The organism is Rhizobium sp. SG2393 (assembly GCF_042610495.1).
Taxonomy (GTDB): domain Bacteria; phylum Pseudomonadota; class Alphaproteobacteria; order Rhizobiales; family Rhizobiaceae; genus RU20A.
On sequence record NZ_JBHGAP010000001.1, the window covers coordinates 1,237,060 to 1,263,404 of the forward strand.

Sequence of the window (26,345 nt, forward strand, 5' to 3'; positions counted from 1 at the left end):
CGGCGCATCGCGTATGAACGCAATGCTATGCCCAAGGCCGGCCGGCGTGCTATATCCCAAAAGCGGAACATCCTATGCCGCGAGCCGGACATGCCGGCCAATGACGCGGGTGCGGAGCGGGCCGATGCGCACCGCGCTCCGCGCACCAGAGATCAACACCGGACCCGAAACGGGTGAACGGACCCGCCATGGACATCGCCACGATCGCCATCTCCGTCGCCGTCATCGAAGCCGGCGGGATCCGCGCCGCCGCCCGCGCCACGAGCCGACCGGCCGCCAGCGTCAGTGCCGCCATCCGCCGGGTGGAAGCCGCCCTCTCCCTTCCGCTCGTGCGGCGCGAGGCCAAGATGACGGTTGCGACCGTGGAAGCCCGCCGCCGCCTGCCGGAGCTGAAAGCCATCATTCGCGCCGCCGAGGCGCTGATACCGGCTGGCCGGGACGGGAGGCCCCGTAAGGACGCGGCCGGCGGCGACCTGGCGGGTCTGTCGATCAGCCTCACCACCCTCTTCCGCTTCCTGGCGCTTTCCGATGGCGGATCGATCCGCGCCACGGCCGCCCGTCTCGGCATCGGCCAGCCGCAACTGTCCCGGCAGATCGCGACGCTGGAGGCCGCCACCGGCCGCAAGCTCATCGTCCGCCAGCCGGACGGCGTGCGCCTGACGCCTGAGGGTGCTGCACTGTTGCCGGTGATGCGCACCATCGTCGATCGCTGGCAGAAGCTTGCGGCAGGCTCCGGGCTTCGCTTCCGCCACAGCGCCGCCACCTGGCGGCTCGGCACCATCATGCCGCTCGGCCCGGAGAGCCGCGTCGCCCGCCTGCTCGCCGCCCTTATGGCCCGCTGGCACCGCGAGCGCCCGCGCCAGCCGCTCTACCTCGCCTCCACCACCGCCGACGAGCTGGTTGCGGGCCTGCGCCACCGCCGCTTCGACGCCGCCCTGCTCGACGTGGCGGAGCTGCCGTCGGGCGTCGAAGGCCGCCCGGTCGCCACCGCGAGCCTTGCCCTGATGGCCGCGCGCCGCTCCACCGGAGATACGGCAGACAGCCTGCTGGAAGGCCTCCGGGCCGGCCAGCCGCTGGCCCTGCCGAGCCCGCAAAGCGGCCTGCGCCAGATCGCCAACCGCTACCTCGATGTCACCTTCGATGCCGCCGCGCGCCAGAGGCTGAGAGTGGTGGAAGTCGATTCCATCCCCATCATCCTGAACCTCGTGCTGCACCACGGCCATGCCGCGATCCTGCCGGAGACGGCAGTCAGCAGCCCGCCCGGCGCTCTCCTAATCCGTCCGCTGCCGGACGATTACCGGCAGACGCTTTCCCTCGTCTGGCTGCCGGAACCCGCCGCGCGCGACGGCGCGCAAGCCGTTCTCTCCATGCTGCGCGACCTCTCCCGCGCGCCCATCCAGCCGGAATCGGATTTGCAGCCAGCCGATACAAGGGCCTGATCGGACTCGCCTTTCCGCCCACACTTGAATCGGTTTCTGAACGGCTTCACGTCGGCTTCGAAGTCCCCGTGCGCCGCCGCGTCTCGGTCGGGCTTTCGCGGTAATGCGCCCGGTAGCTGCGCGAAAAGGCGGCCGCCGAATTGAACCCGGCAAAGGCGGCGATATCGGCAAAGGCCTCCCGCGTCTCGATCACCCGGCGGCGCGCCGCATTCAGCCTCAGCGCCATGTAGTGGGCATGCGGCGCCACGCCCATGGTCGCCTGGAACAGATCCTGCAGATGCCGCGCGCTGACACCCACCTTGCGGGCAAGACGCACCAGGGTCAGCGGCGCCTCGACGGAAGCCTCCATCAGCCGGATCGCTTCCGCCACCCGCGCATCCTTGATCCGCATCGTGCCGAGCGGCGCCACCTGCAAGAGGCGATCCACCGGCTCCTGCTCGTAGATGAAGAGACGCGACACTTCGAGCGCCAGCGAATAGCCCTGCCGGCGACGGATGATTTCCAGCATCAGGTCGAGCGTCGGCAGCGAGCCGCCCGTGGTGATACGCTTGCCGTCGATGACGAAACGATCGCCGCCGACGGCAATCTGCGGATAGGTCGTCTCGAACTCCGTCCGGTCCTCCCAGTGAACGGTCACGCGATGGCCGTCGAGCAGGCTTGATTCGGCCAGCAGCCAGCTGCCTGATTCGATGCCCGCCATCAGGCTGCGGTGGCGCGCCGTCTGGGACAGTTGCATGCGCAACTGCGCGGTGGCGCTGCGCTGCCAGTTGTAGCTCGAAAGAATGAACAGCGGCCGCGTCTCCCGCTCCACCCGGAAGGCGCCGGCAACGGGAATGGGAATGCCGCCCTTCGTCTCGATCGGCAGGCCATCGGGCGAAAACACCCGCCAGCCATAGAGCGGCTGGCCGGAAATGCGGTTGGCCGCGCGCAGCGGCTCGATGACCGAGGCGACGAGGATGAGGTTGGTTTCCGGCAGCACGAGAAGGTCGATCTCCAGCCGCTCGTCGGTCCGCTCCAGCATCTTTCCCTCCCCACAACCGCTGAAACTGTAAAGGAGAGTTCCGAAAATGCAAAGCCAAGCAGCACAACCTGCTCCTTAATGGGTTTAACGACAAAAGAGGGAACATCACATGCCGCTCGCCATGAACCGCGATGTCTTCATCACCTGCGCCGTCACCGGGGCCGGCGACACGACCGGAAAGTCGGCGCATGTTCCGAAATCACCGAAGGAAATCGCCGCCTCCGCCATCGATGCGGCCAAGGCCGGCGCCGCCGTCGTGCACTGCCATGTGCGCGACCCCGAGACCGGCGCCGCCAGCCGCCGCAACGACCTCTACCGCGAGGTGACCGACCTCATCCGCGCCGCCGACATCGACGTCGTGCTGAACCTCACCGCCGGCATGGGCGGCGACCTGATTTTCGGCAATGTCGAGCAGCCCCTGCCGCTGAACCCCGTCGGCACCGATATGGCCGGCGCCACCGAGCGCGTCAGCCACGTTGCCGAATGCCTGCCGGAAATCTGCACGCTCGACTGCGGCACGATGAACTTCTCGCTCGGCGACTACGTGATGACCAACACGCCCTCCATGCTGCGCGCCATGGCAAAGCTGATGACCGATCTCGGCGTGCGCCCGGAAATCGAAGCCTTCGACACCGGCCATCTCTGGTTCGCCAAGCAGCTGGTGGAGGAAGGCCTGATCGAGGATCCGGTCCTCATCCAGCTCTGCATGGGCATTCCCTGGGGCGCGCCCGACGACCTCAACACCTTCATGGCCATGGTCAACAACGTGCCGGCCAACTGGACCTTCTCGGCCTTCTCCATCGGCCGCAACGCCATGGCCTATCCGGCCGCCGCGATCCTGGCCGGTGGCAATGTCCGCGTCGGCCTTGAAGACAATCTCTATGTCGGCAAGGGCCAGCTCGCCACCAATGCCCAGCTCGTCGAAAAGGCGGTCAACGTCATCGAGAACATGGGTGCCCGCATCATCGGCCCGGCCGAGGTGCGCGAAAAGCTGAAGCTGACCAAGCGCGCGCCCCGCGCCTGAGAGCGGCCGCGCCTGCCATCGCCCCTTTCCTCGACGTGAAAACGGAAACTCGGATCATGACCACCATCACCAAGGCCGCCTGCATCGGCGGCGGCGTCATCGGCGGGGCCTGGGCAGCGCGGTTTGCGCTCGCCGGCATCGACGTCGCCATCTACGACCCCCACCCGGAAGCCGCCCGCATCGTCGGCGAAGTCATGGCGAATGCCGAGCGCGCCTATGGCCTGCTCACCATGGCGCCGCTGCCGCCGAAGGGCACGCTCACCTTCTTCAACAGCATTGCCGAAGCCGTGGAAGGTGCTGACTGGATTCAGGAAAGCGTGCCCGAGCGCCTCGAACTGAAGCGCGGCGTCATCAACCAGATCGATGCGGCCGCAAGCCCGACGGCGCTGATCGGCTCCTCCACCTCGGGCCTCCTGCCGAGCGATCTGCAGGCGGAGATGAAACATCCCGAACGCCTCTTCGTCGCCCACCCCTACAACCCCGTCTACCTGCTGCCGCTGGTGGAACTGGTCGGCGGCGCGAAGACCTCTGCCGCAACCATCGAGAAGGCCAAGACGGGCGTCGCCCAGATCGGCATGAAGGGCGTCGTCATCGCCAAGGAAATCGAGGCCTTCGTGGGCGACCGCCTGCTGGAAGCCCTGTGGCGCGAGGCGCTCTGGCTCATCAAGGACGACATCTGCGACACCGAGACGCTTGACGATGTCATGCGCTATTCCTTCGGCATGCGCTGGGCCCAGATGGGCCTCTTCGAAACCTACCGCATCGCTGGCGGCGAAGCCGGCATGCGCCATTTCCTCGCCCAGTTCGGCCCCTGCCTGCATTGGCCCTGGACGAAGTTCACCGACGTCGTCGATCTCGATGATGCGCTGGTGGAAAAGATCGGGGCGCAGTCGGATGCCCAGGCCAGGGGGCGCTCGATCCGCGAACTCGAACGCATCCGCGACGAAAACCTCGTCGGCATCATGCAGGCGCTGAAGTCGGGCAATGGCGGCGAAGGCTGGGGCGCCGGCAAGCTGCTCGCCGATTTCGAAAAGCGCCTCTGGGCCGAGGCCGGCGTCAAAGAGGCAGCGCCCGACACCTCCGCGCCGCTGCGCCTCCTCGACACACGCGTCAATGCCGCCTGGGTCGATTACAACGGCCACATGACCGAGCACCGCTATCTCCAGCTCTTTGGCGATACATCCGACGCGCTGTTGCGACTGATCGGCGTCGATTTCGCCTATGTCGAGGCCGGCCACAGCTATTACACGGTAGAGACCCACATCCGCCATCTCGGCGAAGCCAAGCTCGGCCAGAGGCTCTACACGACGCTGCAGATCCTCTCCCACGACGACAAGCGCCTGCACTTCTTCTCGACCGTCAACGATGCCGAAACAGGCGCTGCCCTCGCCACCGCCGAGCAGATCATGCTGCATGTCGATAGCGCCGCCGGCAAGTCCGCGCCGGCCCCGGCCGCCGTGCTGGAAAAGATCGCCGCGATCGCAGACGGCCATGCGCGCCTGCCCGCCCCCGAGGGTGTCGGCCGGCATGTCGGCCAGAAGCGGGCGTGAGCCAGGGAGGACCGAGACATGAATTTCGCCCTGACGCCCGAGCAGGAAATGATCGTCGATACGGTGCGCAGCTTCGTGGAGACGGAAATCTACCCGCATGAAAACGAGGTGGAGCGCACCGGCCACGTGCCGCCCGAACTCGGCAAGGAAATCGCCGACAAGTGCAAGGCGCTCGGCTTCTACGCCTGCAATTTTCCCGAAGAGGTCGGCGGCGCCGGCCTCGACCACACCTCCTTCACGCTGGTGGAGCGCGAGCTCGGCCGCGGCTCCATGGGCCTCACCGTCTTCTTCGGGCGGCCCTCCGGCATTCTCATGGCCTGCGAAGGCGAGCAGCGCGAACGCTACCTGCTGCCGGCCGTGCGCGGCGACCGCGTCGATGCGCTCGCCATGACGGAACCGGATGCCGGCTCAGACGTGCGCGGCATGAAATGCATGGCGAAGAAGGACGGCGACGACTGGATCATCAACGGCTCCAAGCACTTCATCAGCCACGCCGATCTCGCAGATTTCGTCATCGTCTTCGTGGCGAGCGGCGAGGAGGATACGCCGCGCGGCAAGAAGAAGCTGATCACCTGCTTCCTGGTCGATCGCGGCACGCCGGGCTTCGAGATCCGGGAGGGCTACAGCTCCGTCTCGCATCGCGGCTACCATAACTGCATCCTGACCTTCGACGACTGCCGCGTGCCGGCCTCGCAGGTGCTGGGCGAGGTCCACAAGGGATTCGACATCGCCAATGACTGGCTCTACGCCACCCGCCTGACGGTCGCCGCCACCTCCGTGGGCCGGGCCCGCCGCGCCTTCGACTATGCGCTCTCCTACGCCGCCGAGCGCAAGCAGTTCGGCAAGCCGATCGGCGCCAACCAGGGCGTTTCCTTCAAGCTCGCCGACATGATCACGGAAATCGACGCCGCCGATCTCCTGACGCTCTCGGCCGCCTGGCGCCTCGACAACAAGCTGCCCGCCAACCGCGAGATCGCCTCCGCCAAGCTCTACGCGACCGAAATGCTCGCCCGCGTCACCGACGAGGCGATCCAGATCCATGGCGGCATGGGCCTGATGGACGACCTGCCGCTCGCCCGCTTCTGGCGCGACGCCCGCGTCGAGCGCATCTGGGACGGCACCTCGGAAATCCAGCGCCACATCATCAGCCGTGATCTCCTGCGGCCGCTGGGGGCGTGAGGATGGGATTATCGCGTCGGCGCTCGGGGCTTGCCCCCCTCTGCCCTGACGGGCATCTCCCCCGCAAGGGGGGAGATCGGACGCGGCGCGCGCTCGTCATACGGAAACCTCTCCGGCGTAACACGGAGCCAGCCTCCTGCGGATCTCCCCCCTTGCGGGGGAGATGTCCGGCAGGACAGAGGGGGGTGCCGCCCCAAACGCGCCGACATCCAACAGCCGCCTCCACCGGAGCCCGCCCGTGACCCTGCCCCATGACGCCCTCGCCCGCCTGATCCGCCCCCGGACCATCGCCGTCTTCGGCGGCAAGGAGGCCCGCCGCGTCATCGAGCAATGCGACCGGATGGGCTATTCCGGCGCGATCTGGCCGGTCCATCCGAAGCTGGACGAGATCGCCGGCCGGCCTTGCTACCGCAGCGTCGCCGATCTGCCGGGCGCGCCCGACGCCTCCTTCATCGGCGTGAACCGGGAACTGACCATCGACATCGTCAAAAGCCTTGCCGCGCGCGGAGCCGGCGGCGCCGTCTGCTACGCGTCCGGGTTCCTCGAAGCGGCCGCCGAACTGCCGGATGGCCCGGCGTTGCAGGCGCGGCTGATCGAGGCCGCCACGGGCATGGCGGTGCTCGGCCCCAATTGCTACGGCTTCATCAACATGCTCGATGGGGCCCTGCTGTGGCCCGACCAGCATGGCATGACCCGCGTCGAACGCGGCGTCGCCATCCTCACCCAGTCCTCCAACATCGCGCTGAACCTCACCATGCAGCGCCGCGGCCTGCCGCTCGCCTATCTCATGACGGCCGGCAACCAGGCCCAGACGGGCCTTTGCGATCTCGCCATCGCCGCGCTGGAAGACCCCCGCGTCACCACCGTCGGCCTGCATGTGGAAGGCTTCGACAGCATCGCCTCCCTCGAACGGCTGGCGACACGCTCGCGCGAACTGAAAAAGCCGGTGATCATGCTGAAGGTCGGCCGTTCCGAAGCCGCACAGGCCGCCACCGTCTCGCACACGGCCTCGCTCGCCGGCAACGACGCCGTCTCCTCCGCCCTTCTCGCCCGTCTCGGCATCGGCCGCGTCGATACGCTGCCGGAAATGCTGGAGACACTGAAGCTCCTGCATGCGCATGGCGCGCTTTCCGGCCGGGCGGTGTCCTCGATGAGCTGTTCGGGCGGCGAGGCCTCGCTGGTGGCCGATGCGGGCGTCCGTCGGCGCGTTGAATTCCGCCCGCTGAAGGACGAGCAACGCCCGCCGCTGCGCGCCGCCCTCGGCCCCATGGTGGCACTCGCCAATCCGCTCGACTACCACACCTTCGTCTGGGGCGACCGCAACAAGCAGGCCGCCGCCTTCGGTGCGATGATGCAGGGCGGCTACGACCTCAACCTCCTGGTCCTCGATTTTCCCCGCGCCGACCGTTGCAACGGAGCGGACTGGGACACCACCACCGACGCGGTGATGGATGCGGCGCGTGCCACCGGCGCCGTCGCCGGCATCGTCGCCAGCATGGCGGAGAACATGCCGGAAGAGGTCGCGGAGCGGCTGATGGCGCAAGGCATCGTGCCCTTCTCCGGCATCGATGAAGCGCTCGCCGCCGCCGAGATCGCCGCCGACATCGGCGAGGCCTGGGCCAAACCCGCGCCCGCGCCCCTCCTGACGACACCGCCCTCCTCTGGTGACACGGAACTGTTGACCGAAGCCGAGGCCAAGGCCGAGCTTGCCGCCGCCGGCCTGCCAGTGCCACAGGGCATCACCGCCGACAGCCCCGATGCCGCCGCCCGCGCTGCGGAGAAGCTCGGCTTCCCCGTGGTCCTGAAGGGCCTCGGCGTCGCCCACAAGACCGAGGCCGGCGCCGTCATCCTCAACCTCGCCGATGCCGGCGCCGTGCGGCAGGCGGCCGGGCGCATGGCCGGCGTTGCCACGGGCTTCCTTGTCGAGCGTATGGTGGCACGGCCGGTTGCCGAACTCATCATCGGCGCGCTGCGCGATCCCGTCGCCGGGCCGGTGCTGACCATCGGTGCCGGCGGCATTCTGGTGGAACTGCTGGAAGATTCGGCCCTTCTGACGCTGCCAACCGACAGCGAAACCATCCGCGCGGCCCTTGCCGGGCTCAAGATCTCGCGCCTGCTCGCCGGCTACAGGGGCGGACGGCGCGGCGACATGGAGGCGCTCGTCGCCGCTATCGCGGCTGCGGCCGGCTATGTCGCTGCCAACGCCGCAGATCTCGACGAACTCGATATCAATCCCCTCATGGTGCTGCCCGAAGGCCAGGGTGTCTTCGCCGCCGACGCCCTGATCCGCAGGAGGAAGACCCCGTGACCGACCCGATCCGCACCCGCCGCGACGGCGGCATTCTCGAAGTCACCATCGACCGCCCCAAGGCCAACGCCATCGATCTGGTCACAAGCCGCATCATGGGCCGCATCTTCCAGGATTTCCGCGACGACGAGAGCCTGCGCGTCGCCATCATCACCGGCGCGGGTGAAAAATTCTTCTGCCCCGGCTGGGACCTGAAGGCCGCTGCCGCCGGCGATGCGGTGGACGGCGACTATGGTGTGGGCGGCTTCGGCGGCATGCAGGAACTGCGCGACCTCAACAAGCCGATCATCGCCGCCATCAACGGCATCTGCTGCGGCGGCGGTCTGGAGATCGCGCTGTCCACCGACCTCATTCTTGCCGCCGAACACGCGACCTTCGCGCTGCCGGAAATCCGCTCCGGAACGGTGGCCGATGCCGCCTCCATCAAGCTGCCGAAGCGCATCCCCTACCACATCGCCATGGACATGCTGCTGACCGGCCGCTGGCTGGATGCGGCGGAAGCCCACCGCTGGGGCTTCGTCAACGAGATCCTGCCTGCGGACAAGCTCATGGAGCGCGCCTGGGCGCTTGCACGCCTGCTCGAAAGCGGCCCGCCGCTCGTCTACGCCGCCATCAAGGAAGTGGTGCGCGAGGCAGAAGGCGAGGCTTTCCAGACGACGATGAACAAGGTCACCCGCCGGCAGCTGCGGACCGTGGATGTGCTTTACGGCAGCGAAGACCAGCTGGAAGGTGCCCGCGCCTTCGCCGAAAAGCGCGATCCCGTCTGGAAGGGACGCTGATACCTCGAACCTGCGGCCACGCTGCCGCCTGCCATAAGGAGGATTTATTCAACGACCACACAATCAAGAGGTTACATCCTTCGCCGCGAACGTTAAGCTCGGCAAAGACGATGAACGTTTGAGGCCTGAGGGCGGGGTCAGGCAGCCCTCCAAAGCCTGCAAGACCGGCGACAAGACCGGCAGACATCGGATCAGAATCAAAAGGCGGAAACGCCAAGCCAGAAGGGAACTGGAAATGAGCGATTACGAAAATTACCTCGCCCGGCAGGTCATGCTCGGCAAGATGAACCGTCGTGAATTCATGGGCCGCACGCTGGCGGCCGGCGTGGCGCTCTCGGCCGCCGGGACGATGTTCGCGACCAGCGCAGCCGCCCAAGAACCCAAGCGCGGCGGACACCTGAAGCTCGGCCTCGAGGGCGGCTCGGCCACCGACAGCAACGACCCCGCCAAGTTCCTTTCGCAGGTCATGTTCTGCATCGGCCGCTGCTGGGGCGACATGCTGGTCGAAAGCCATCCGACGACGGGTGCCGCCGTTCCGGCGCTGGCCGAAAGCTGGGAGCCCTCTGCCGATGCGGCGACCTGGACCTTCACGCTGCGCAAGGGCGTCAAATTCCACGATGGCAAGGAACTGACCATCGATGACGTGGTGAAGACCCTGCAGCGCCACACGGACGAGAAGTCCGAGTCCGGCGCGCTCGGCGTCATGAAGTCGATCAAGGAAATCAAGGCGGACGGCGACAAGCTCGTCCTGACGCTGACGGAAGGCAATGCCGACCTGCCGCTTCTTCTGACGGACTACCACCTCGTCATCCAGCCCGGCGGCGGCTACGAAAACCCGACCGCCGGCATCGGCACAGGCCCCTACAAGCTGAAGAGTTTCGAGCCGGGCGTGCGCGCCACGCTGGAGCGCAATGCCGACGACTGGCGCACCGACCGCGGCTATGTCGACAGCATCGAAATCATCAACATGAACGACGCGACCGCCCGCATCGCGGCGCTGTCGTCCGGCCAGGTACACTACATCAACCGCGTCGATCCGAAGACGGTGGACCTCCTGAAGCGCGCGCCGACCGTGGAGATTCTCTCCACCTCCGGCCGCGGCCACTACGTCTTCATCATGCACTGCAACACCGCGCCCTTCGACAACAACGACCTGCGTCTGGCACTGAAATACGCCATGGACCGCGAGACGATGGTCAAGACCATCCTCGGCGGCTACGGCAAGATCGGCAACGACTTCCCGATCAACGACACCTATGCCCTCTTCCCCGAAGGCATCGAGCAGCGCGCCTATGATCCGGACAAAGCCGCCTTCCACTTCAAGAAGTCGGGCCATTCCGGCCCGGTCCTGCTGCGCACCTCCGACGTCGCCTTCCCCGGTGCGGTGGATGCGGCCGTGCTCTACCAGGAAACGGCGAAGAAGGCCGGCATCGAGATCGAGGTCAAGCGCGAGCCCGGCGACGGCTACTGGTCGAACGTCTGGAACGTGCAGCCCTTCTCCACCTCCTACTGGGGCGGCCGCCCGACGCAGGACCAGATGTATTCCACCGCCTACCTCTCGACGGCGGACTGGAACGATACGCGCTTCAAGCGTCCCGACTTCGACAAATTGTTGCTGGAGGCCCGCTCGGAACTCGACGAGGCCAAGCGCAAGGATCTGTACCGCGCCATGGCGATGATGGTGCGCGACGAAGGCGGCCTCATCCTGCCGATGTTCAACGACTTCGTGAACGCGGCCAGCAAGCAGGTCAAGGGCTACGTCCACGACATCGGCAACGACATGTCGAACGGCTACGTCGCAACCCGCGTCTGGCTCGACGCCTGATGGCGGCGCCGGGCTCCGCAAGTGGCCCGGGAACGGCGAACGAAACCGGCGCGGGTGGGCTCCACCCGCGCGACCGTTCCGTTTCCGGCACCTCTTCCCCATCGACGGCAGCGACGAGCCCGCTTGCGGGCGGCGTTGTCACGGGCGGTCCCTGGCGGCGATTTTCGCTTCGCCGGCCGCTGGCCGCCCTGATCTTCCAGCGCCTCGGCCTCAGCATCGGCCTGCTCCTTGCCGTCTCCATCATGATTTTCGGGGGCGTCGAGGCGCTGCCGGGCGATTTCGCCACCACCTATCTCGGCCAGTCTGCCACCCCGCAGGCCGTCGAAAACATCCGCAAGGATCTCGGCCTCGACCGGCCCGTAACGGAACGCTACCTCTCCTGGCTCGGCGGCGCGCTGACCGGCGATTTCGGCACCTCCTGGGCCTCGAAGAACTCGGTGAGCGAGCAGATCGGCAAGCGGCTCGGCAATTCGCTCTTTCTCGCTGCCTTCGCCGCTGCCATCTCCGTGCCGCTGGCGATCGCGCTCGGCATGATCGCCGTGCAGTTCCGCAACCGCCTGCCGGACCGCATCATCAATGTCGTCTCACTGGCGGCGATCTCTCTTCCGGAGTTCTTCGTTGGCTATCTGCTCATCCTGTTCTTCGGCGTGAAATTCGGCATCGCGACCTTCCCCTCGACCGTCTACGATGGCATGGCCTTCACCGACCGCCTCTCGGCCATCGCGCTGCCGACGGCAACGCTGGTGCTCGTCGTCCTCGCCCACATGATGCGCATGACCCGCGCCGCGATCCTCAACGTCATGTCATCGCCCTATGTGGAGACGGCGGAACTGAAGGGCCTCGGCGCCTTCCGCATCATCGCCCGCCACGCTGCGCCGAATGCGGTCGCCCCGGTCGTCAACGTCGTGGCCCTCAACCTCGCCTATCTCGTCGTCGGCGTCGTCGTGGTCGAGGTGGTCTTCGTCTATCCCGGCATGGGCCAGTACATGGTGGATGCGGTGACGGTGCGCGACATGCCGGTCGTGCAGGCCTGCGGCCTCATCTTCGCGGCCTTCTACATCTTCCTGAACATGGCGGCCGACATCATCGCCATCCTCGCCAATCCCCGCCTCAGACATCCAAGGTGAGGACATCATGCGCCTGAAAGCCATCCCCTTGAGCGCCCTGATCGGCATGGCCGGCATCGCCATTGCGCTTGCCTGCGCCCTCTTTGCCCCCTGGCTCGCCCCGCATGGCGAGACGGAAGTCGTCGGCCCCATCTGGCTGCCGATGAGCGGCGAGTATCTGCTCGGCACCGACAATCTCGGCCGCGATCTCCTGTCGCGTCTCATCTTCGGCGCCCGTACCACGATCTTCGTGGCGCTCGCTGCCACTTTCATTTCGTTTGCGCTCGGCATGATCCTGTCCTTCACCGCCGCCGTCACGGGCGGCCTCGTGGATCAGGGCCTTTCGCGCCTGAACGACCTGATGATGGCGATCCCGACGCTGATCTTCGCGCTCGTCGTGCTCGCCGTGCTTCCGCAGAACATCTGGATCCTCATCCTCGTCATGGCGATCCTCGATTCAACCCGCGTCTTCCGCATCGGCCGCGCCGTGGCGCTCGATGTCGCCGTCATGGAATTCGTGGAAGCGGCGCGCCTGCGCGGCGAAGGCTCGCTCTGGATCATCTTCCGCGAGATCCTGCCCAACACGCTGTCGCCGCTTCTGGCCGAATTCGGCCTGCGCTTCGCCTTCTCCATCCTCTTCCTCTCCACCCTCTCCTTCCTCGGCCTCGGCATCCAGCCGCCGGCCGCCGACTGGGGCGGCATGGTGAAGGACAACAAGGACGGCATCATCTTCGGCATTTCCGCCGCCCTCGTACCGGGCACGGCAATCGCCGCGCTTGCCATCTGCGTCAACCTCGTCGTGGACTGGCTGATGAAGCGAACCTCGAGCCTGAAGGGAGGACGCGGCGATGCCTGAAATCCTGTCCGTCCGCAACCTCAAGATCGAGGCGACCAGCTATCCGCCGGGCGAGCCGCCCAAGACCGTCACCCTGGTCGAGGATGTCGCCTTCACGCTGGAAAAGGGCAAGGTGCTCGGCCTCATCGGCGAGTCCGGTGCCGGCAAGTCCACCATCGGCCTGTCGGCCATGGCCTATGGCCGCGGCGGTGTACGCATCACCGGCGGCGAGGTCGTGCTTGGCGGCGCCGATCTCCTCCAGCTCGACCGCGCCGGCATCCGCGACATCAGGGGCAGGCGTGTCTGCTACGTCGCCCAGTCGGCCGCCGCCGCCTTCAACCCCGCCCACAAGCTGGGCGACCAGGTGATCGAGGCCTCTGTCCGGCACGGCATCATGACCAAGGCGGAGGCACGGAAACGCGCCCGCGATCTCTTCCGCGTGCTTGGCCTGCCGAGCCCCGAAACCTTTGGTGACCGCTTTCCCCACCAGGTCTCCGGCGGCCAGCTCCAGCGCGCCATGACCGCCATGGCGCTCTGCCCCAATCCGGAGCTGATCGTCTTCGACGAGCCGACCACGGCGCTCGACGTGACGACCCAGATCGACGTGCTCGCCGCCATCAAGCACGCCATTGCCGAAACCGGGGTCGCCGCCCTCTACATCACCCACGACCTCGCCGTCGTTGCCCAGATCTCCGACCATATCATGGTGCTGAGAAGCGGCCGCATGGTGGAATACGGCACGACCCGGGAAATCATCGAGACGCCGACGCAAGATTATACCCGTGCGCTTGTCAGTGTCAGGCAGACCCGGCGTGACGAGGCGAAGGAACAGACGTCGAAATTCCTGTCGATCGAGAATGTCACCGCCGGCTACTCCAACGGCTTCAAGGTGCTGCATGACGTGACGCTGCACCTGCCGAAGGGCCAGACCCTGGCCGTGGTCGGGGAGAGCGGTTCCGGAAAATCGACGCTCGCCCGTGTGATTACAGGCCTTCTGCCGCCCCTGGAAGGACGGGTCACCTTCGACGGCGAGAGCCTGCCGTCCACGCTGAAGGCCCGATCGAAGGACCAGCTGCGCCGCATCCAGATGATCTACCAGATGGCGGATACGGCCATGAACCCGCGCCAGACGGTGCGCGACATCATCGGCCGCCCCTTGAGCTTCTATTTCGGTCTATCGGGCAAGGAAAAGACCGAGCGCGTCAAGGAACTGCTGGATCAGATCGAGATGGGCGCCCGCTTCCTCGACCGCTATCCGGCCGAACTCTCCGGCGGTCAGAAGCAGCGCGTCGCCATCGCCCGGGCGCTTGCCGCCAAGCCCGATCTCATCCTGTGCGACGAACCGACCTCGGCGCTTGATCCGTTGGTCGCCGAAGGCATTCTCAACCTGCTCGCCAAGCTGCAGGACGAGACCTCCGTCTCCTATCTCTTCATCACCCACGACATCGCCATCGTCCGCGCCATCGCCGACGCCGTCGCCGTCATGTATCGCGGCCGCCTTGTCCGTTTCGGCCCCAAATCCAAGGTCCTCTCGCCCCCCTTCGACGACTACACGGACCTCCTGCTGAAATCCGTGCCGGAGATGGAAATCGGCTGGCTGGAACGCGTGCTGTCAGAACGACGCATGGAAAGCGGGGGCTATTGAGCGAGCAATAAGAAACTGACCTCATTTTCCGGTGCAGGCCACGTCTCCGAGCCGCGTCGCCGCCTTGCCCTCGAGCGTCACGCTCGCCTCGCTGCCGGCACCGCAGGTCGTGGCGTCTGTGGCGCCAGGCTTGAAATGCACGGCTGGCTGGCCCTCGATGCGGATCGAGGGAAGAATGTCGTACAGCGCCGGCGGACAGTTCGCGACGTCGGAGAGGCGCAGGGCCGGCTGGCCGCCGATCATCACACTCGTCGCGCCCGAAAGCGCGCAGGCCGGAATTTTGACTGCATCGTCCGCCACGACTGGCGTGGACACGAGGAGCAGGCCGACAAGACATGACGCCGGACGCATCGGCGATCCCTTTCCTATCCCGCCGGCAGCGTCGCCGGCCGGGCCAGCATGAACCAGAAGCAGCCGCGATGAAAAGCCCCTCCCCAGCCCGTCCCTTCACCGTCATCGAAAATGACTGGATCACGCTTGCCGACGGCACGCGGCTCGCCGCCCGCATCTGGATGCCGGAGGGGGCGAGTGCCGATCCTGTGCCGGCCGTGCTGGAATTCCTGCCCTACCGCAAGCGCGACGGCACCAGCCCGCGCGACGAATCCACCTATCCCGTCTTTGCCGGCGCCGGCATTGCCGGCGTGCGTGTCGATATCCGCGGCTCGGGCGAATCCGACGGCGTGATCGACGGGGAATATACGCCGCGCGAACTCTCGGACGCCTGCGAGATCATCGCCTGGATCGCCCGCCAGCCCTGGTCAAACGGAGCGGTGGGCATGATGGGTATCTCCTGGGGCGGCTTCAACTGCCTGCAGGTCGCGGCCCTGAAGCCCCCGGCGCTCAGAGCCGTGATCTCGATCGCCTCCACCGTCGATCGCTACAATGACGACATCCACTATAAAAATGGCTGCCACCTCTCCGCCCAGCTTTCCTGGGCCGCCACCATGCTCGGCTACCAGTCCCGCTCGCCCGATCCCGAACTCGTCGGCGACCGCTGGCGCGACATGTGGATGGAGCGGCTGGAGGGCGAGCCCTTCTTCCTGGAGGAATGGCTGACCCACCAGCGCCGCGATGCCTTCTGGAAACACGGCTCGATCTGTGAAGACTTCGACGGTTTCCCCGTCCCTGCCCTCGTCATCGCCGGCTGGGCGGACGGCTACCGCAACACGCCGGTCAAGGCGCTCGAAGGTCTGGGCGAGCGCGCCCGCGCCCTCATCGGCCCTTGGGTGCACAAGTATCCGCACTTCGCCTGGCCGAAGCCGCGCATGGATTTCCACGCCGAGGCCATCGCCTGGTGGCGGCGCTGGCTCTGCAACGAGGAAACCGGCGTCGAGACCCTGCCGCCGATGCGCGCCTATATTCTCGACGGACCGAAACCGGCGCTGCGCCGCAATGCCGATCCCGGCTTCTGGGTCGCGGTGAAGGACTGGGCGGATCGTCCGACCGCCACCTTCGCCGTCGCCGCCGACGGCAGGCTGGCGCGCGATCCCGCCGATCGCTCCAAGGCCCGCGCCTTCATCTGCTCGCCGCTCGACACCGGCACGGCGAGCGGCGAATACTTCACCCTAAAGCCCGACGCGGAGATGGCCGGCGACCAACGCGGCGACGATGCCGGCTCGCTGGTCTACGAGACCGCGCCGCTTTCCGACGCCGTCACCGTGCTCGGCATGCCCGATCTCGACCTCGTGCTCGCCTGCACGGCGGAGCGCGCCAATATCGCCGTGCGCCTCGTCGATATCCACCCGGACGGCACTGCCACCCGCGTCGCCTTCGGCGTTCTGAACCTCGCCCACCGCAACGGCAACGAGACGCCGGAGTCGCTGCCGCCGGGCAAGGATGTACCGGTACGCGTGACGCTCGATGCCTGCGGCTACCGCTTCGCCCCCGGCCACCGCATCCGCCTCGCCATCTCCACCAGCTACTGGCCGATGATCCTGCCGCAGCCGGAGAACCCCGGTCTCACCATCGATGCCGGCTGGCTGACGCTCTCCCTGCCGCTCCTCGGCGCGCACGAACGGATCACCGTGCCGGAACCGGAAAACCCGAATCCGCTCCCGACCTATATCGAGCATGCGCCCGGCCGTACCAGCCGCCGCGTCGAACGCGACCTGACGACCGGCCTCACCCACTACCGCATCCTTGAGGATACCGGTCTCTTCGAGCATCCCGGCACTGGCCTTGCGACGCGCGACATTCGCGAGGAAACCTGGACCATCGATCCAGCCGATCCACTCTCCATGACCGGCACATCCACCTGGACCTGCGAAGCACGCCGCCCCGGCTGGCAGGTGAAGACGGTCGCCACCGCCCGCCTCGCCTGCACCACCACGGACTGGCTGACATCAGCCGACGTGACCGCTTTCGAGGGGGAGATGCAGGTTTTCGAGAAGCACTTCGAAAAGGTGATTGCGCGCGACTTCATGTGAGCCCTGAACCACGCAGGGGCGACGGCTTCGATCGATCCTGAAACCGCGCAGCAGTCTCGGTCGTGATGCCCAATAAAAAATCGTCCCCGGGTCAAACCCGGGGACGATCTCAAAACGGTGTTCGAAACTTGCCCGCCTTGAGGCGGAAACGATCGGCCTCACGCGTCCTTGCGCTTGGCCTTCTTCGGCTTGCCGGCTCCGGCCTGCGGGGCATTACCGTCGGCACGGCCGGCAGGCTTGGCGCGGGGCTTGAAGCTGCGGTCGCCATAGGCCTTGTCGCCCTTGTCAGCAAACTTGTCGGCGAATTTACGGGCGGGACGCTCCGACGCACTCTCATTGGTCTTCCAGGCGCGGTCGTCTTCGCGGCGCATGGCCGCTTCGCCGTCGTTGAAACGAGGGCGATCACCGGCAGCCGACTTGCGGGCCGGGGCATCCTGCCACTCGCCCTTGGGCTTCGGGCGCTTGTCACCAAACGACTTCTCGCCATAGGCCTTTTCGCCGCGCGGCTTGTCATTGCCACCCTCGCGCTTGGCGTAAGGGCGAGCATTGGCGGAGCGGGCGTCACCCTCGCCGTCGCGCTTCCAGCCGCCGGCCTTGCGGGGCTTGTCGGCATAGTCGCCGCGGGGCTTGTCGGTCCATTCGCCACGCGGCTTTGCCGGCCGCGCATCATCGCGCGGAGCGCGGTCGGCGCGGGGCGGACGGCGCTCGCCATCCGAGGCCTCGCGCGCGCTGCCGCCGCCCAAATCCGGCTTGCCGTCGATCTGCGTCAGGCGGATGCCCTTTTCGATGGTCATCTTCGGGCCGATGGCGCCGAGGAAGACATCTTCGGAGGCCGCGTCGATTTCCACGAAGGTCTCGTCCTCGCGCATGCGGATCGCGCCGATCGACGACTTGGAGATCTTTCCGGCGCGGCAGAGCATGGGGATCAGCCAACGCGGCTCGGCGCGCTGCTTGCGGCCGACCGAGAGCGAGAACCACAGGCTGCCGGCGAAATCGGTACGGGCACGCGCCGGGCCGAAATCGACCGGACCGTCGGTCGCGTCCTTGCGGGCGCGCTTGGCGCCAGCGTCGAGCTGCACTTCGATCAGGTCTTCCGGCGCGGAATGACCGGCGCTCCACAGGCGGAGGAACGCGGTGGCGAGCTGTTCGGGCGTGTGGTTGGCAACAAGCGTCGCCACGGCGTCGCGCTCGTCGTCCAGCAGCGGCTCGGCAATCGCCGGATCGGTCGCGAGGCGCTCGTGGTCGCGCGCCGTCACCTCGTCGGCCGACGGCGGCAGAGCCCAGTTCGGCACGACATTGGCACCCGACAGCAGTCGCTCGGCCTTGCGGCGGGCCGACAGCGGCACGATGAGGGCGCTGACGCCCTTGTTGCCGGCGCGGCCTGTGCGGCCCGAACGGTGCAGCAGGGTCTCCGAGTTGGTCGGCAGATCCGCATGGATGACGAGTTCGAGGCCCGGCAGGTCGATGCCGCGGGCGGCAACGTCGGTTGCGATGCAGACGCGGGCGCGGCCATCGCGCATGGCCTGCAGCGCGTGGGTGCGCTCGTTCTGGCTGAGTTCGCCAGAGAGCGCCACGACGGCAAAGCCGCGATTGGTGAAGCGGGCCGTCAGATGGTTCACGGCCGCACGGGTCGAGCAGAAGACAATGGCGTTCTTGGCTTCATAGAAGCGCAGCACGTTGACGATAGCGTTTTCGCGGTCGGCCGGGGCGACGACCAGCGCGCGGTATTCGATGTCGCCATGCTGGCGGCTTTCGGAGGCCGTTTCCAGGCGCACGGCGTTCTTCTGGTAGTTCTGCGCCATGGTCTCGATGGCGCGCGGCACGGTCGCCGAGAACATCAGGGTGCGGCGGTCATCCGGCGCTTCCTCGAGAATGAATTCGAGGTCTTCGCGGAAACCGAGGTCGAGCATTTCGTCGGCTTCGTCCAGCACCACGGCGCGTATTTCCGACATGTCGAGGGCGCCGCGGGTGATGTGGTCGCGCAGGCGGCCGGGCGTGCCGACGACGATGTGGGCGCCGCGCTCCAGCGTGCGGCGTTCGGTGCGCGGGTCCATGCCGCCCACGCAGGTGGCAACCGTGGCGCCGGCTTCGGCATAGAGCCAGGAGAGTTCGCGCATGACCTGCAGCGCCAGTTCGCGCGTCGGCGCGACGATGAGGGCGAGCGGGGCGCCGGGGCGCTCGAAGCGCTCATGGCCGGAAAGCAGGTCCGGGGCGAGCGCGAGGCCGAAGGCCACCGTCTTGCCGGAGCCCGTCTGGGCGGAGACGAGCGCATCGCGGCCTTCGAGATCGCTCGCGATCACGGCCTTCTGCACGGGGGTCAGCGTCGTGTAGCCGCGCTTGCTCAACGCCGCGGCGATCGCCGGCGCCATGCCTTCGAATTCAGTCATTCCATTGTCTTTCGGGGTCTTCTAGTCCCTGCCGCGGCGGCAGCGCGCAGGGCGCGTTTCCAGACGGAGCAAAGTCCTGGCCGGCAAAGCACCGACCTTCACATGCGCGCTCCCTTACAATGCATCCGGTCAAAAGTACAGGGCGGCAAATGCGCGGCAGCCCTGCGTGGCACGCGGGCTCCCTCACGCGCGTCCATCAGGGGTCGGAAAGCCGGGCATCTGTGATGGTGGCCGACCATTCGGGCCTGGCGACGGGACGCACGCCGGGGCGCACGGTGACATAGGTTTCGAAGCTCTTGCTCTCACCGGGCAGGATGGAGAGCAGAAGCAGCGGCGTATCCTCCCCCACGCGCCGGCAGGGGTTTGCGGCGCAGTCCTGCAACACGACGGACAGGCGGATGTAGTCGGTCATGCGGGCAGTGCCGTTGGCAATGATGCCCTTGGCATGGAAGACGCCGGCCGGCCGGCTTTCCGTCACCTCGAGATTGGAGATGGAAAGGTTGGCCCGCTCGGCGGCGGCGTTGACGCTGGTGGCACCGGGCGGCTCGATGTCGGCCGCAGGCTTGCGCGCCTCGTCAATCCACCAGACGGTTGCGGCCACGATCAGCCCGAGGGCGACGATGACGCTGACGACCGGCTCTGCAATATGCCGAAAACGCGAGAAACGAGCCGCCAGATAGACGATCACGACGGCGGGAATGGCAAACAACAACCAGATCATGCACGGCCTCCGGCGCGGACTATATCGAGCGCATGCCGGAAAACCAATGGGATAGCAGGAAAGTGAGAGCACAGCCCGGGCCTGCCAATGCAAAAGGCCCGGCTCGCGTGGCAAGCCGGGCCTTTCAGCGTCAGACAGTCGTCTGTGTCACGTCACGGCAGCGCCGGCCATCAGCGCCAGCACCAGGAAGACGAGGAAGATCGCGACGGCGATGAAGAACAGGATCTTGGCGATCGAGGCTGTTGCGGCCGATACGCCCGAGAATCCGAGAAAGCCGGTGATCAGCGAGACGACGAAGAAAATAAGGGCCCATTTCAACATGTTGGTTCTCCACGTTTTGCGTGAAGATGACGCGCGAAAGGCCGAAAAGTTCCGCCGGCTCCGCGGACGGGCCGGCGAAAATCACGGGCGTTGAGACGACGCGCGGATCAGCCGTGCGCGATCATAATGTGGCGGACGGCCGTATAGTCCTCCAGCGCGTAGATCGACATATCCTTGCCGTAGCCGGACTGCTTCACGCCCCCATGCGGCATCTCGTTGGTCAGCATGAAATGCGTGTTGATCCAGGTGCAGCCATACTGCAGGCGAGCGGCGGCCTTCATGGCCTTGCCGATATCCTTCGTCCAGACGGAGGATGCGAGACCGTAGTCGCTGTCATTGGCCCAGACGACGGCCTGTTCGGGGTCCGAAAAACGCGTCACGGAAACGACCGGGCCGAAGACTTCGCGACGGACGATCTCGTCATCCTGCGTGGCGCCGGCCACCACCGTGGGCTGGAAGAAGAACCCCTGCTCGGAGCCAGGCGCCCCGCCGGCCGTGACCTGGATATGCTTCTGCTCGCTCGCCCGCTCGACGAAGCTTGCGACGCGATCGCGCTGGCGCCTGGAGATCAGGGGGCCGATCTCGTTTTCGGTGTCGTCGGCCTGGTTGTAGCGGATGGTGGAAACGGCGGCGGAGAGATCGGCGACAAGCTTCTCGTAGATGCCGTCCTGGGCGTAGATCCGGCAGGCGGCGGTGCAGTCCTGGCCGGCATTGTAGTAACCGAAGGTGCGGATGCCGGCGACGACGGCTTCGAGGTCGGCGTCGTCATAGACGATCACGGGGGCCTTGCCGCCCAGCTCCAGATGGGTGCGCTTCACCGTCTTGGAGGCGGCGGTCAGCACCTTCTTGCCGGTGGCGATGTCGCCGGTGATGGAGACCATGGAAATCTTCGGATGGTTGATGATGGCATTGCCAACCGTTTCGCCGCGGCCGAGCACGACATTGACCACGCCTTCCGGCAGGATGTCGGCGAGCAGCTTCGCCATTTTCAGCGCCGTCAGCGGCGTCTGTTCGGAGGGTTTGAAGACGACGGTGTTGCCGCCGGCGAGCGCGGGCGCCAGCTTCCAGGCCATCATCATCAGGGGATAGTTCCACGGCGCGATCGAGCCGATGATGCCGACCGCGTCGCGGCGGATCATCGAGGTGTGACCCGGCAGATATTCACCAGCCGCGGGAGCATGCAGGTTGCGGATCGCGCCGGCAAAGAAGCGCCAGCAATCGACGATCGCCGGCAATTCGTCATTGCGGACGGCATTGATCGGCTTGCCACAGTTCAGCGATTCGAGGGCGGCGAAGGCATCCGCGTCCGCTTCGATCGCATCGGCGATCTTCAGGAGATAGGCAGAGCGCTCGGCAGGTGTCGTCTGCGACCAGGCGACGAAAGCACCCTCGGCGGCATCCACGGCGGCCTCGACCTGCGCGTGGGAGGCTTCCGGCAGCGCAATGATCTCGCCGCCGGTCTTGGGATTGAGGATCTTTTCCTCGGCTTCCGTGCCGGCCTCGAAGCGGGAACCGATCAAGAGTTCAGTGTCCATGAGAGATCTCCCTTTGTCGGACAGTCATTTGCCGCTGCCGGCGACCTGATCGCCGTCGCGTGTGAGGTAATAGGCCGCCAGGATCGGCAGGAAGGTGACGAGCACCACGACCATGGCGACCACATTGGTGACGGGGCGCTGGCGCGGGCGGATCAGTTCCTCCAGCATCCAGATGGGCAGCGTGGATTGCTGGCCGCCGGTGAAGGTGGTGACGATGACTTCGTCGAAGGACAGCGCGAAGGCGAGCATGCCGCCGGCCAGTAGCGCCGTGCCGATATTGGGCAGGATCACATAGCGGAAGGTCTGGAAACCATCGGCGCCCAGATCCATCGAGGCTTCCACAAGCGAGCCGGAAATGCGCCGGAAGCGGGCCACGGCATTGTTGTAGACCACGACGATGCAGAAGGTGGCGTGGCCGAGCACGATGGTCCAGGTGGAAAAGGGAATGTCGAGGATCGAAAAGGCCGACCGCAGCGCGATGCCGGTAATGATGCCGGGCAACGCGATCGGGAGGATGACCAGAAGCGAGACAGCCTCGCGGCCGAAGAAGCGCGTCTGGCTGACGGCGGCTGCGGTGAGCGTGCCGAGCACGAGCGCGATGGCGGTCGCGATAGAGGCGACCTTGACCGAGAGCGTCAGCGCTGCCCAGACATCCGGACGGTTCCAGGTCACCGCGAACCATTGCAGCGTCAGGCCCGGCGGCGGAAACTGGTAGCTCTTCTCCTCCGTCGTGAAGGCATAGAGGAAGATGATGAGGATCGGCAGATGCAGGAAGAGCAGGCCTGCACCGGCGGCGATCTTCGACGGCAGCGGCGCGGCGGTGGAGCGATCAGAGCGCATTGAAGGCCCCCATGCGTTTGGCGGCAGCGAGATAGAGCCCCATGATGACGATCGGCACGACCGAGAAAGCCGCGGCGAGCGGGATATTCCCGGCCGTTCCCTGCTGCGCATAGACGGCCTGGCCAATGAAGAGGCGCGAGGAGCCGACGATCTGCGGGATGATGTAGTCGCCCAGCGTCAGCGAGAAGGTGAAGATGGAACCGGCGACGATGCCCGGCAGCGCAAGCGGAAAGATGATGGTGCGGAAGGTCTGGCCCGGCGTGGCGCCGAGATCGGCGGAGGCCTCCACGAGATTGCCGGGCACGCGCTCGAGTGCCGCCTGGATCGGCAGGATCATGAAGGGCATCCAGACATAGAGGAAGACGAGGAAGGTGCCGGTGTAGCTGACCGAGAGCGACGAGCCGCCGATGATCGGAAGGGCCAGCCAGGCATCAAGCAGCCAGGTCAGGTGCAGTTTGTCGACGAACCAGGTGAGAATGCCTTCTTTTGCGAGGATCAGCTTCCAGGCGTAGACCTTGACGAGATAGCTCGACCAGAGTGGCAGCATGACGGCCAGATAGAAAAAGGCCTTCATCCGGCCCTTGGCATAGCGCGCCGCATAATAGGCGATGGGAAAGGCGATGGCCGCGGAAGCGAGCGTGACCAGCCCCGCCATCAGCACCGTGCGGATGATGATGTCGAAGTTGGCGTCGCTGAGAAGCTGTCGATAGGTGGAGAACGTCAGCTCGTAGGTGACGAGGCCGGAGAAATCGTCGATCGAGAAGAAGCTTTGCGCAAGCAGCGCGAAGAGCGACCCGACATAGATGATCCCGAGCCAGAGCAACGGCGGGACCAGCAGAATGGCCGCAAAAAGCTGCGGATGGCGCCAGAGCGTGTCGGATAGCCGGCCGGTGAAACCGCGATCGTGGACCGTGCCGCTGGTGGGCAGGACAGCGCTTGTCATGCCGCCTCCATCGGGTGCAGGTCGGCGGACGAAAAGGCGAGCATGACGGGTGCGCCGATCGCCGGCACCGCGCTTCCGGCCGGCGCGCTGACGGCGAGACGCGCGCCATCGACCTCCACCGTCAGGCGGTGCGTCGCCCCGAGGAAAGCGCTCGACAGCAGACGGCCGGTGACGGCGGTTTCGCCGGGAGCGGCCGGGCCGAGGCGGATCGCTTCCGGCCTCAGGCTCGCATCCCTGCGCGGGCCGCCGAGACGGGCGGCAACATCCGGCGTCAGCACGTTGGAGGAGCCAACGAAATCCGCCACGAAGCGCGTGCGCGGCTTGTTGTAGACCTCTTCCGGCGTCCCGAGCTGCTGGATGCGTCCGTCGTTGAAGACGGCGATGCGGTCGGCCATGGAAAGGGCCTCGCCCTGGTCATGGGTAACGAAGACGAAGGTGATGCCGAGCGATTTCTGCAGGCCCTTCAGCTCCTCCTGCATCTGTTCGCGCAGCTTGAGGTCCAGCGCGCCGAGCGGTTCGTCGAGCAGCAGCACGCGTGGCTTGTTGACGAGGGCACGGGCGAGCGCGACGCGCTGGCGCTGGCCGCCGGAGAGCTGGCCGGGCCGGCGCGACCCGTAGCCGGGAAGCTTGACCATGGCGAGCGCATCTTCGGCCGCCTTCATCCGCTCCGCCTTGCCGACGCCCTTGACCATCAGGCCATAGGCGACATTCTCGGCGATCGTCATGTGCGGAAAAAGGGCGTAGTCCTGAAAGACGGTGTTGACGTTGCGCTTGTAGGGCGGCACGCCCTCGGCCGTCTCCCCGAAAATCTCGATATGCCCCGCCGTCGGCTGCTCGAAACCGGCCATCAGCCGCAGGCACGTGGTCTTGCCGGAACCGGAGGGCCCGAGCATGGCGAAGAACTCGCCCTCCGCGATCGTCAGATCGACGCTGTCGACGGCTTTCACCGCGCCGAAATGGCGGGAGACGGCTTCGAAGGAAACGGCAGCGGTCATCTGGAGCTCCGTGGGTGGTTTGAATGTGCCAGGTTGGCGGGCGCGGGTCCGCATAGGGCAAGCATGGCCCCTCATCCGGCTGCCGCCACCGTCTCCCCGAGGGCAGAAGGGTCGTCGGGTGGGCGTCGTGCTCCCATCGTCCTTCTCCCCTCGGGGAGAAGGTGCCCCAAGGGCGAATGAGGGGGCCTCCGCGATCCGCGAGAGGTCGCACGTCGGACAATGGAGGAAACCGCGGTCCGCCGTCCGGACAGGCCGGAGGTCAGGCCACCTGCCGGTGGCGGACCGCGTTCCTCATGAAGCCCGTCTCAACGACCGCCGATCACGCCGATATAGTCGGAGACCCAGCGGTGGTACGGCACGCACTCGCCCTGGCTCGCGCATTTGGAGGTCGGCGTCTTCCAGAACTTGATCTTCTCGAAGTTCTCGAAACCATTGGTCTTGCAGCCTTCGTCGGTGAGGAGCGCATTGCCCTTGCAGGCGGCCGGAACCGAGGGAACGGCGCCGAACCAGGAAGCCGCATCACCCTGCACCTTGGCGGAAAGCGAATGTTCCATCCACATATAGGCGCAGTTCGGGTGCGCGGCCTCGGCATGCAGCATGGTCGTATCCGACCAGCCGGTGACGCCTTCTTCGGGGAAGGTAGAGGCGATCGGCTGCTTTTCGGCTTCCATCAGGTTGACCTGGAAAGGCCAGGAGCCGGAGGCGACGACGCCCTCGTTCTTGAAGTCGTCGATCTGGATCATGGCATCGTGCCAGTAGCGGTTGACGAGGGTGCGCTGGGTGCGCAGCAGGTCAAGCGCTGCCTTGTACTGCTCTTCGTTGAGCTCGTAGGGATCCTTGATACCGAGTTCCGGCTTGTGGAACATCAGGTAGTTGGCGGCGTCCGCGACATGGATCGGGCCGTCATAGGCCTGGATGCGGCCCTTGTTGGATTTCCCGTCGGGCAGCGTCTGCTCTTCGAAGACGACGCTCCAGCTGGTCGGCGGCTTATCCTTGAAGGCTTCCGTGTTGTACATCAGCACGTTCGGGCCCCAGAGATAGGGCGTGCCGTAATGAACGCCGTTGACCGTGTGCCAGGGCGCGCTCTGCAGGCGCTCGTCCACCGTCTTCCAGCTCGGAATGAGGTCGGTGTTGATCGGCTGCACGCGCTTGCCGGCGATGAGGCGCAGCGATGCGTCGCCGGAGGCGGTGACGAGGTCGAAACCGCCCTCGTTCATCAGCGCCACCATTTCGTCCGAGGTGGCGGCGGTCTTGACCGAGACCTTGCAGCCCGTCTGCTTTTCGAAATCGGTGACCCAATCGTAATTCTTGTCGGTCTCGCCGCGCTCGATATAGCCGGCCCACGCGACGATGGAGACCTCGCCCTCGCCTGCGCCGAGAGCCTTCAGCGGCTCCTGGGCGATGGCGGCGGTGGCGAAGGTGAAGGAAAGAGCAAGCGCGGTGCAGGACTTCAGGACGTGTCTCAT

Annotated in this window: 21 protein-coding genes; 11 read left to right on the forward strand and 10 right to left on the reverse strand. The window is 66.4% G+C overall.

The genetic code is table 11. The annotated features are described in order from the left end of the window. The first annotated feature begins 188 nt into the window (after positions 1–188). Positions 189–1,439 (forward strand): LysR family transcriptional regulator, encoded by a 1,251-nt coding sequence (locus ACED18_RS05850; RefSeq protein ID WP_377289887.1) that lies wholly within the window; start codon positions 189–191, stop codon positions 1,437–1,439. A 46-nt stretch (positions 1,440–1,485) separates the two neighbouring features. On the opposite strand, the gene ACED18_RS05855 is transcribed toward ACED18_RS05850, so the two are convergent. Beyond that, positions 1,486–2,460, reverse strand: coding sequence for a GlxA family transcriptional regulator (locus tag ACED18_RS05855; protein WP_377289889.1), 975 nt, complete (start codon positions 2,458–2,460; stop codon positions 1,486–1,488). A gap of 109 nt (positions 2,461–2,569) precedes the next feature. Between ACED18_RS05855 and ACED18_RS05860 the strand changes: the two genes are divergently transcribed. From ACED18_RS05860 to ACED18_RS05900, 9 genes are all read left to right on the forward strand, one after another. After that, positions 2,570–3,484, forward strand: coding sequence for a 3-keto-5-aminohexanoate cleavage protein (locus ACED18_RS05860; RefSeq protein WP_377289891.1), 915 nt, complete (start codon positions 2,570–2,572; stop codon positions 3,482–3,484). Positions 3,485–3,540: 56 nt separating this feature from the next. Next, on the forward strand, positions 3,541–5,034 hold the full coding sequence (locus tag ACED18_RS05865) for a carnitine 3-dehydrogenase (RefSeq protein WP_377289893.1): 1,494 nt from the start codon (positions 3,541–3,543) through the stop codon (positions 5,032–5,034). Between the two features lie 18 nt (positions 5,035–5,052). Then, complete coding sequence (locus ACED18_RS05870; RefSeq protein ID WP_377289895.1) at positions 5,053–6,213, forward strand: acyl-CoA dehydrogenase family protein; 1,161 nt, start codon at positions 5,053–5,055, stop codon at positions 6,211–6,213. A gap of 238 nt (positions 6,214–6,451) precedes the next feature. After that, positions 6,452–8,521, forward strand: a complete 2,070-nt coding sequence (locus ACED18_RS05875) for an acetate--CoA ligase family protein (RefSeq protein ID WP_377289897.1) — start codon at positions 6,452–6,454, stop codon at positions 8,519–8,521. After that, entirely contained in the window at positions 8,518–9,300 is a 783-nt protein-coding gene (locus tag ACED18_RS05880) for a carnitinyl-CoA dehydratase (RefSeq protein ID WP_377289899.1), read from the forward strand. The genes ACED18_RS05875 and ACED18_RS05880 overlap by 4 nt, the downstream gene beginning before the upstream one ends. A gap of 235 nt (positions 9,301–9,535) precedes the next feature. Beyond that, positions 9,536–11,125 (forward strand): ABC transporter substrate-binding protein, encoded by a 1,590-nt coding sequence (locus ACED18_RS05885; protein WP_377289901.1) that lies wholly within the window; start codon positions 9,536–9,538, stop codon positions 11,123–11,125. Continuing rightward, a complete protein-coding gene (locus tag ACED18_RS05890) occupies positions 11,125–12,252 on the forward strand; it encodes an ABC transporter permease (RefSeq protein WP_377289903.1) in 1,128 nt (375 codons plus the stop codon). The genes ACED18_RS05885 and ACED18_RS05890 overlap by 1 nt, the downstream gene beginning before the upstream one ends. Before the next feature lie 7 nt (positions 12,253–12,259). Next, on the forward strand, positions 12,260–13,087 hold the full coding sequence (locus ACED18_RS05895) for an ABC transporter permease (protein ID WP_377289905.1): 828 nt from the start codon (positions 12,260–12,262) through the stop codon (positions 13,085–13,087). Further along, on the forward strand, positions 13,080–14,711 hold the full coding sequence (locus tag ACED18_RS05900) for an ABC transporter ATP-binding protein (RefSeq protein ID WP_377289907.1): 1,632 nt from the start codon (positions 13,080–13,082) through the stop codon (positions 14,709–14,711). Before ACED18_RS05895 ends, ACED18_RS05900 begins: the two co-directional genes overlap by 8 nt. A 21-nt stretch (positions 14,712–14,732) precedes the next feature. Here ACED18_RS05900 and ACED18_RS05905 read toward each other — a convergent pair whose 3' ends face one another. Next, positions 14,733–15,062, reverse strand: a complete 330-nt coding sequence (locus ACED18_RS05905; RefSeq protein ID WP_377289909.1) for a hypothetical protein — start codon at positions 15,060–15,062, stop codon at positions 14,733–14,735. Positions 15,063–15,130: 68 nt separating this feature from the next. Here ACED18_RS05905 and ACED18_RS05910 point away from each other — a divergent pair, with 68 nt between their 5' ends. Further along, positions 15,131–17,137, forward strand: a complete 2,007-nt coding sequence (locus tag ACED18_RS05910; RefSeq protein ID WP_377289911.1) for a CocE/NonD family hydrolase — start codon at positions 15,131–15,133, stop codon at positions 17,135–17,137. A gap of 158 nt (positions 17,138–17,295) precedes the next feature. Here the strand turns inward: ACED18_RS05910 and ACED18_RS05915 are convergent, their stop codons facing one another. The 8 genes from ACED18_RS05915 to ACED18_RS05950 all read right to left on the reverse strand — a co-directional run bounded on the left by ACED18_RS05915 (position 17,296) and on the right by ACED18_RS05950 (position 26,345). Then, positions 17,296–19,524 (reverse strand): DEAD/DEAH box helicase, encoded by a 2,229-nt coding sequence (locus tag ACED18_RS05915; protein WP_377289913.1) that lies wholly within the window; start codon positions 19,522–19,524, stop codon positions 17,296–17,298. A gap of 196 nt (positions 19,525–19,720) precedes the next feature. Further along, a complete protein-coding gene (locus ACED18_RS05920) occupies positions 19,721–20,245 on the reverse strand; it encodes a hypothetical protein (RefSeq protein WP_377289915.1) in 525 nt (174 codons plus the stop codon). Positions 20,246–20,392: 147 nt separating this feature from the next. Next, positions 20,393–20,566 carry a DUF1328 domain-containing protein gene (locus ACED18_RS05925; RefSeq protein ID WP_149737674.1) on the reverse strand — a complete coding sequence of 58 codons (174 nt, stop codon included), beginning with the start codon at positions 20,564–20,566 and terminating at the stop codon, positions 20,393–20,395. A gap of 107 nt (positions 20,567–20,673) precedes the next feature. After that, positions 20,674–22,101, reverse strand: a complete 1,428-nt coding sequence (locus ACED18_RS05930) for a gamma-aminobutyraldehyde dehydrogenase (RefSeq protein ID WP_377289917.1) — start codon at positions 22,099–22,101, stop codon at positions 20,674–20,676. Positions 22,102–22,125: 24 nt separating this feature from the next. Beyond that, positions 22,126–22,941, reverse strand: a complete 816-nt coding sequence (locus tag ACED18_RS05935; RefSeq protein ID WP_377289919.1) for an ABC transporter permease — start codon at positions 22,939–22,941, stop codon at positions 22,126–22,128. Next, positions 22,931–23,884 (reverse strand): ABC transporter permease, encoded by a 954-nt coding sequence (locus ACED18_RS05940; RefSeq protein WP_377289921.1) that lies wholly within the window; start codon positions 23,882–23,884, stop codon positions 22,931–22,933. Before ACED18_RS05940 ends, ACED18_RS05935 begins: the two co-directional genes overlap by 11 nt. Next, positions 23,881–24,879 carry an ABC transporter ATP-binding protein gene (locus ACED18_RS05945; RefSeq protein ID WP_377289923.1) on the reverse strand — a complete coding sequence of 333 codons (999 nt, stop codon included), beginning with the start codon at positions 24,877–24,879 and terminating at the stop codon, positions 23,881–23,883. The genes ACED18_RS05940 and ACED18_RS05945 overlap by 4 nt, the downstream gene beginning before the upstream one ends. A gap of 305 nt (positions 24,880–25,184) precedes the next feature. Then, a complete protein-coding gene (locus tag ACED18_RS05950) occupies positions 25,185–26,345 on the reverse strand; it encodes an ABC transporter substrate-binding protein (protein WP_377289925.1) in 1,161 nt (386 codons plus the stop codon).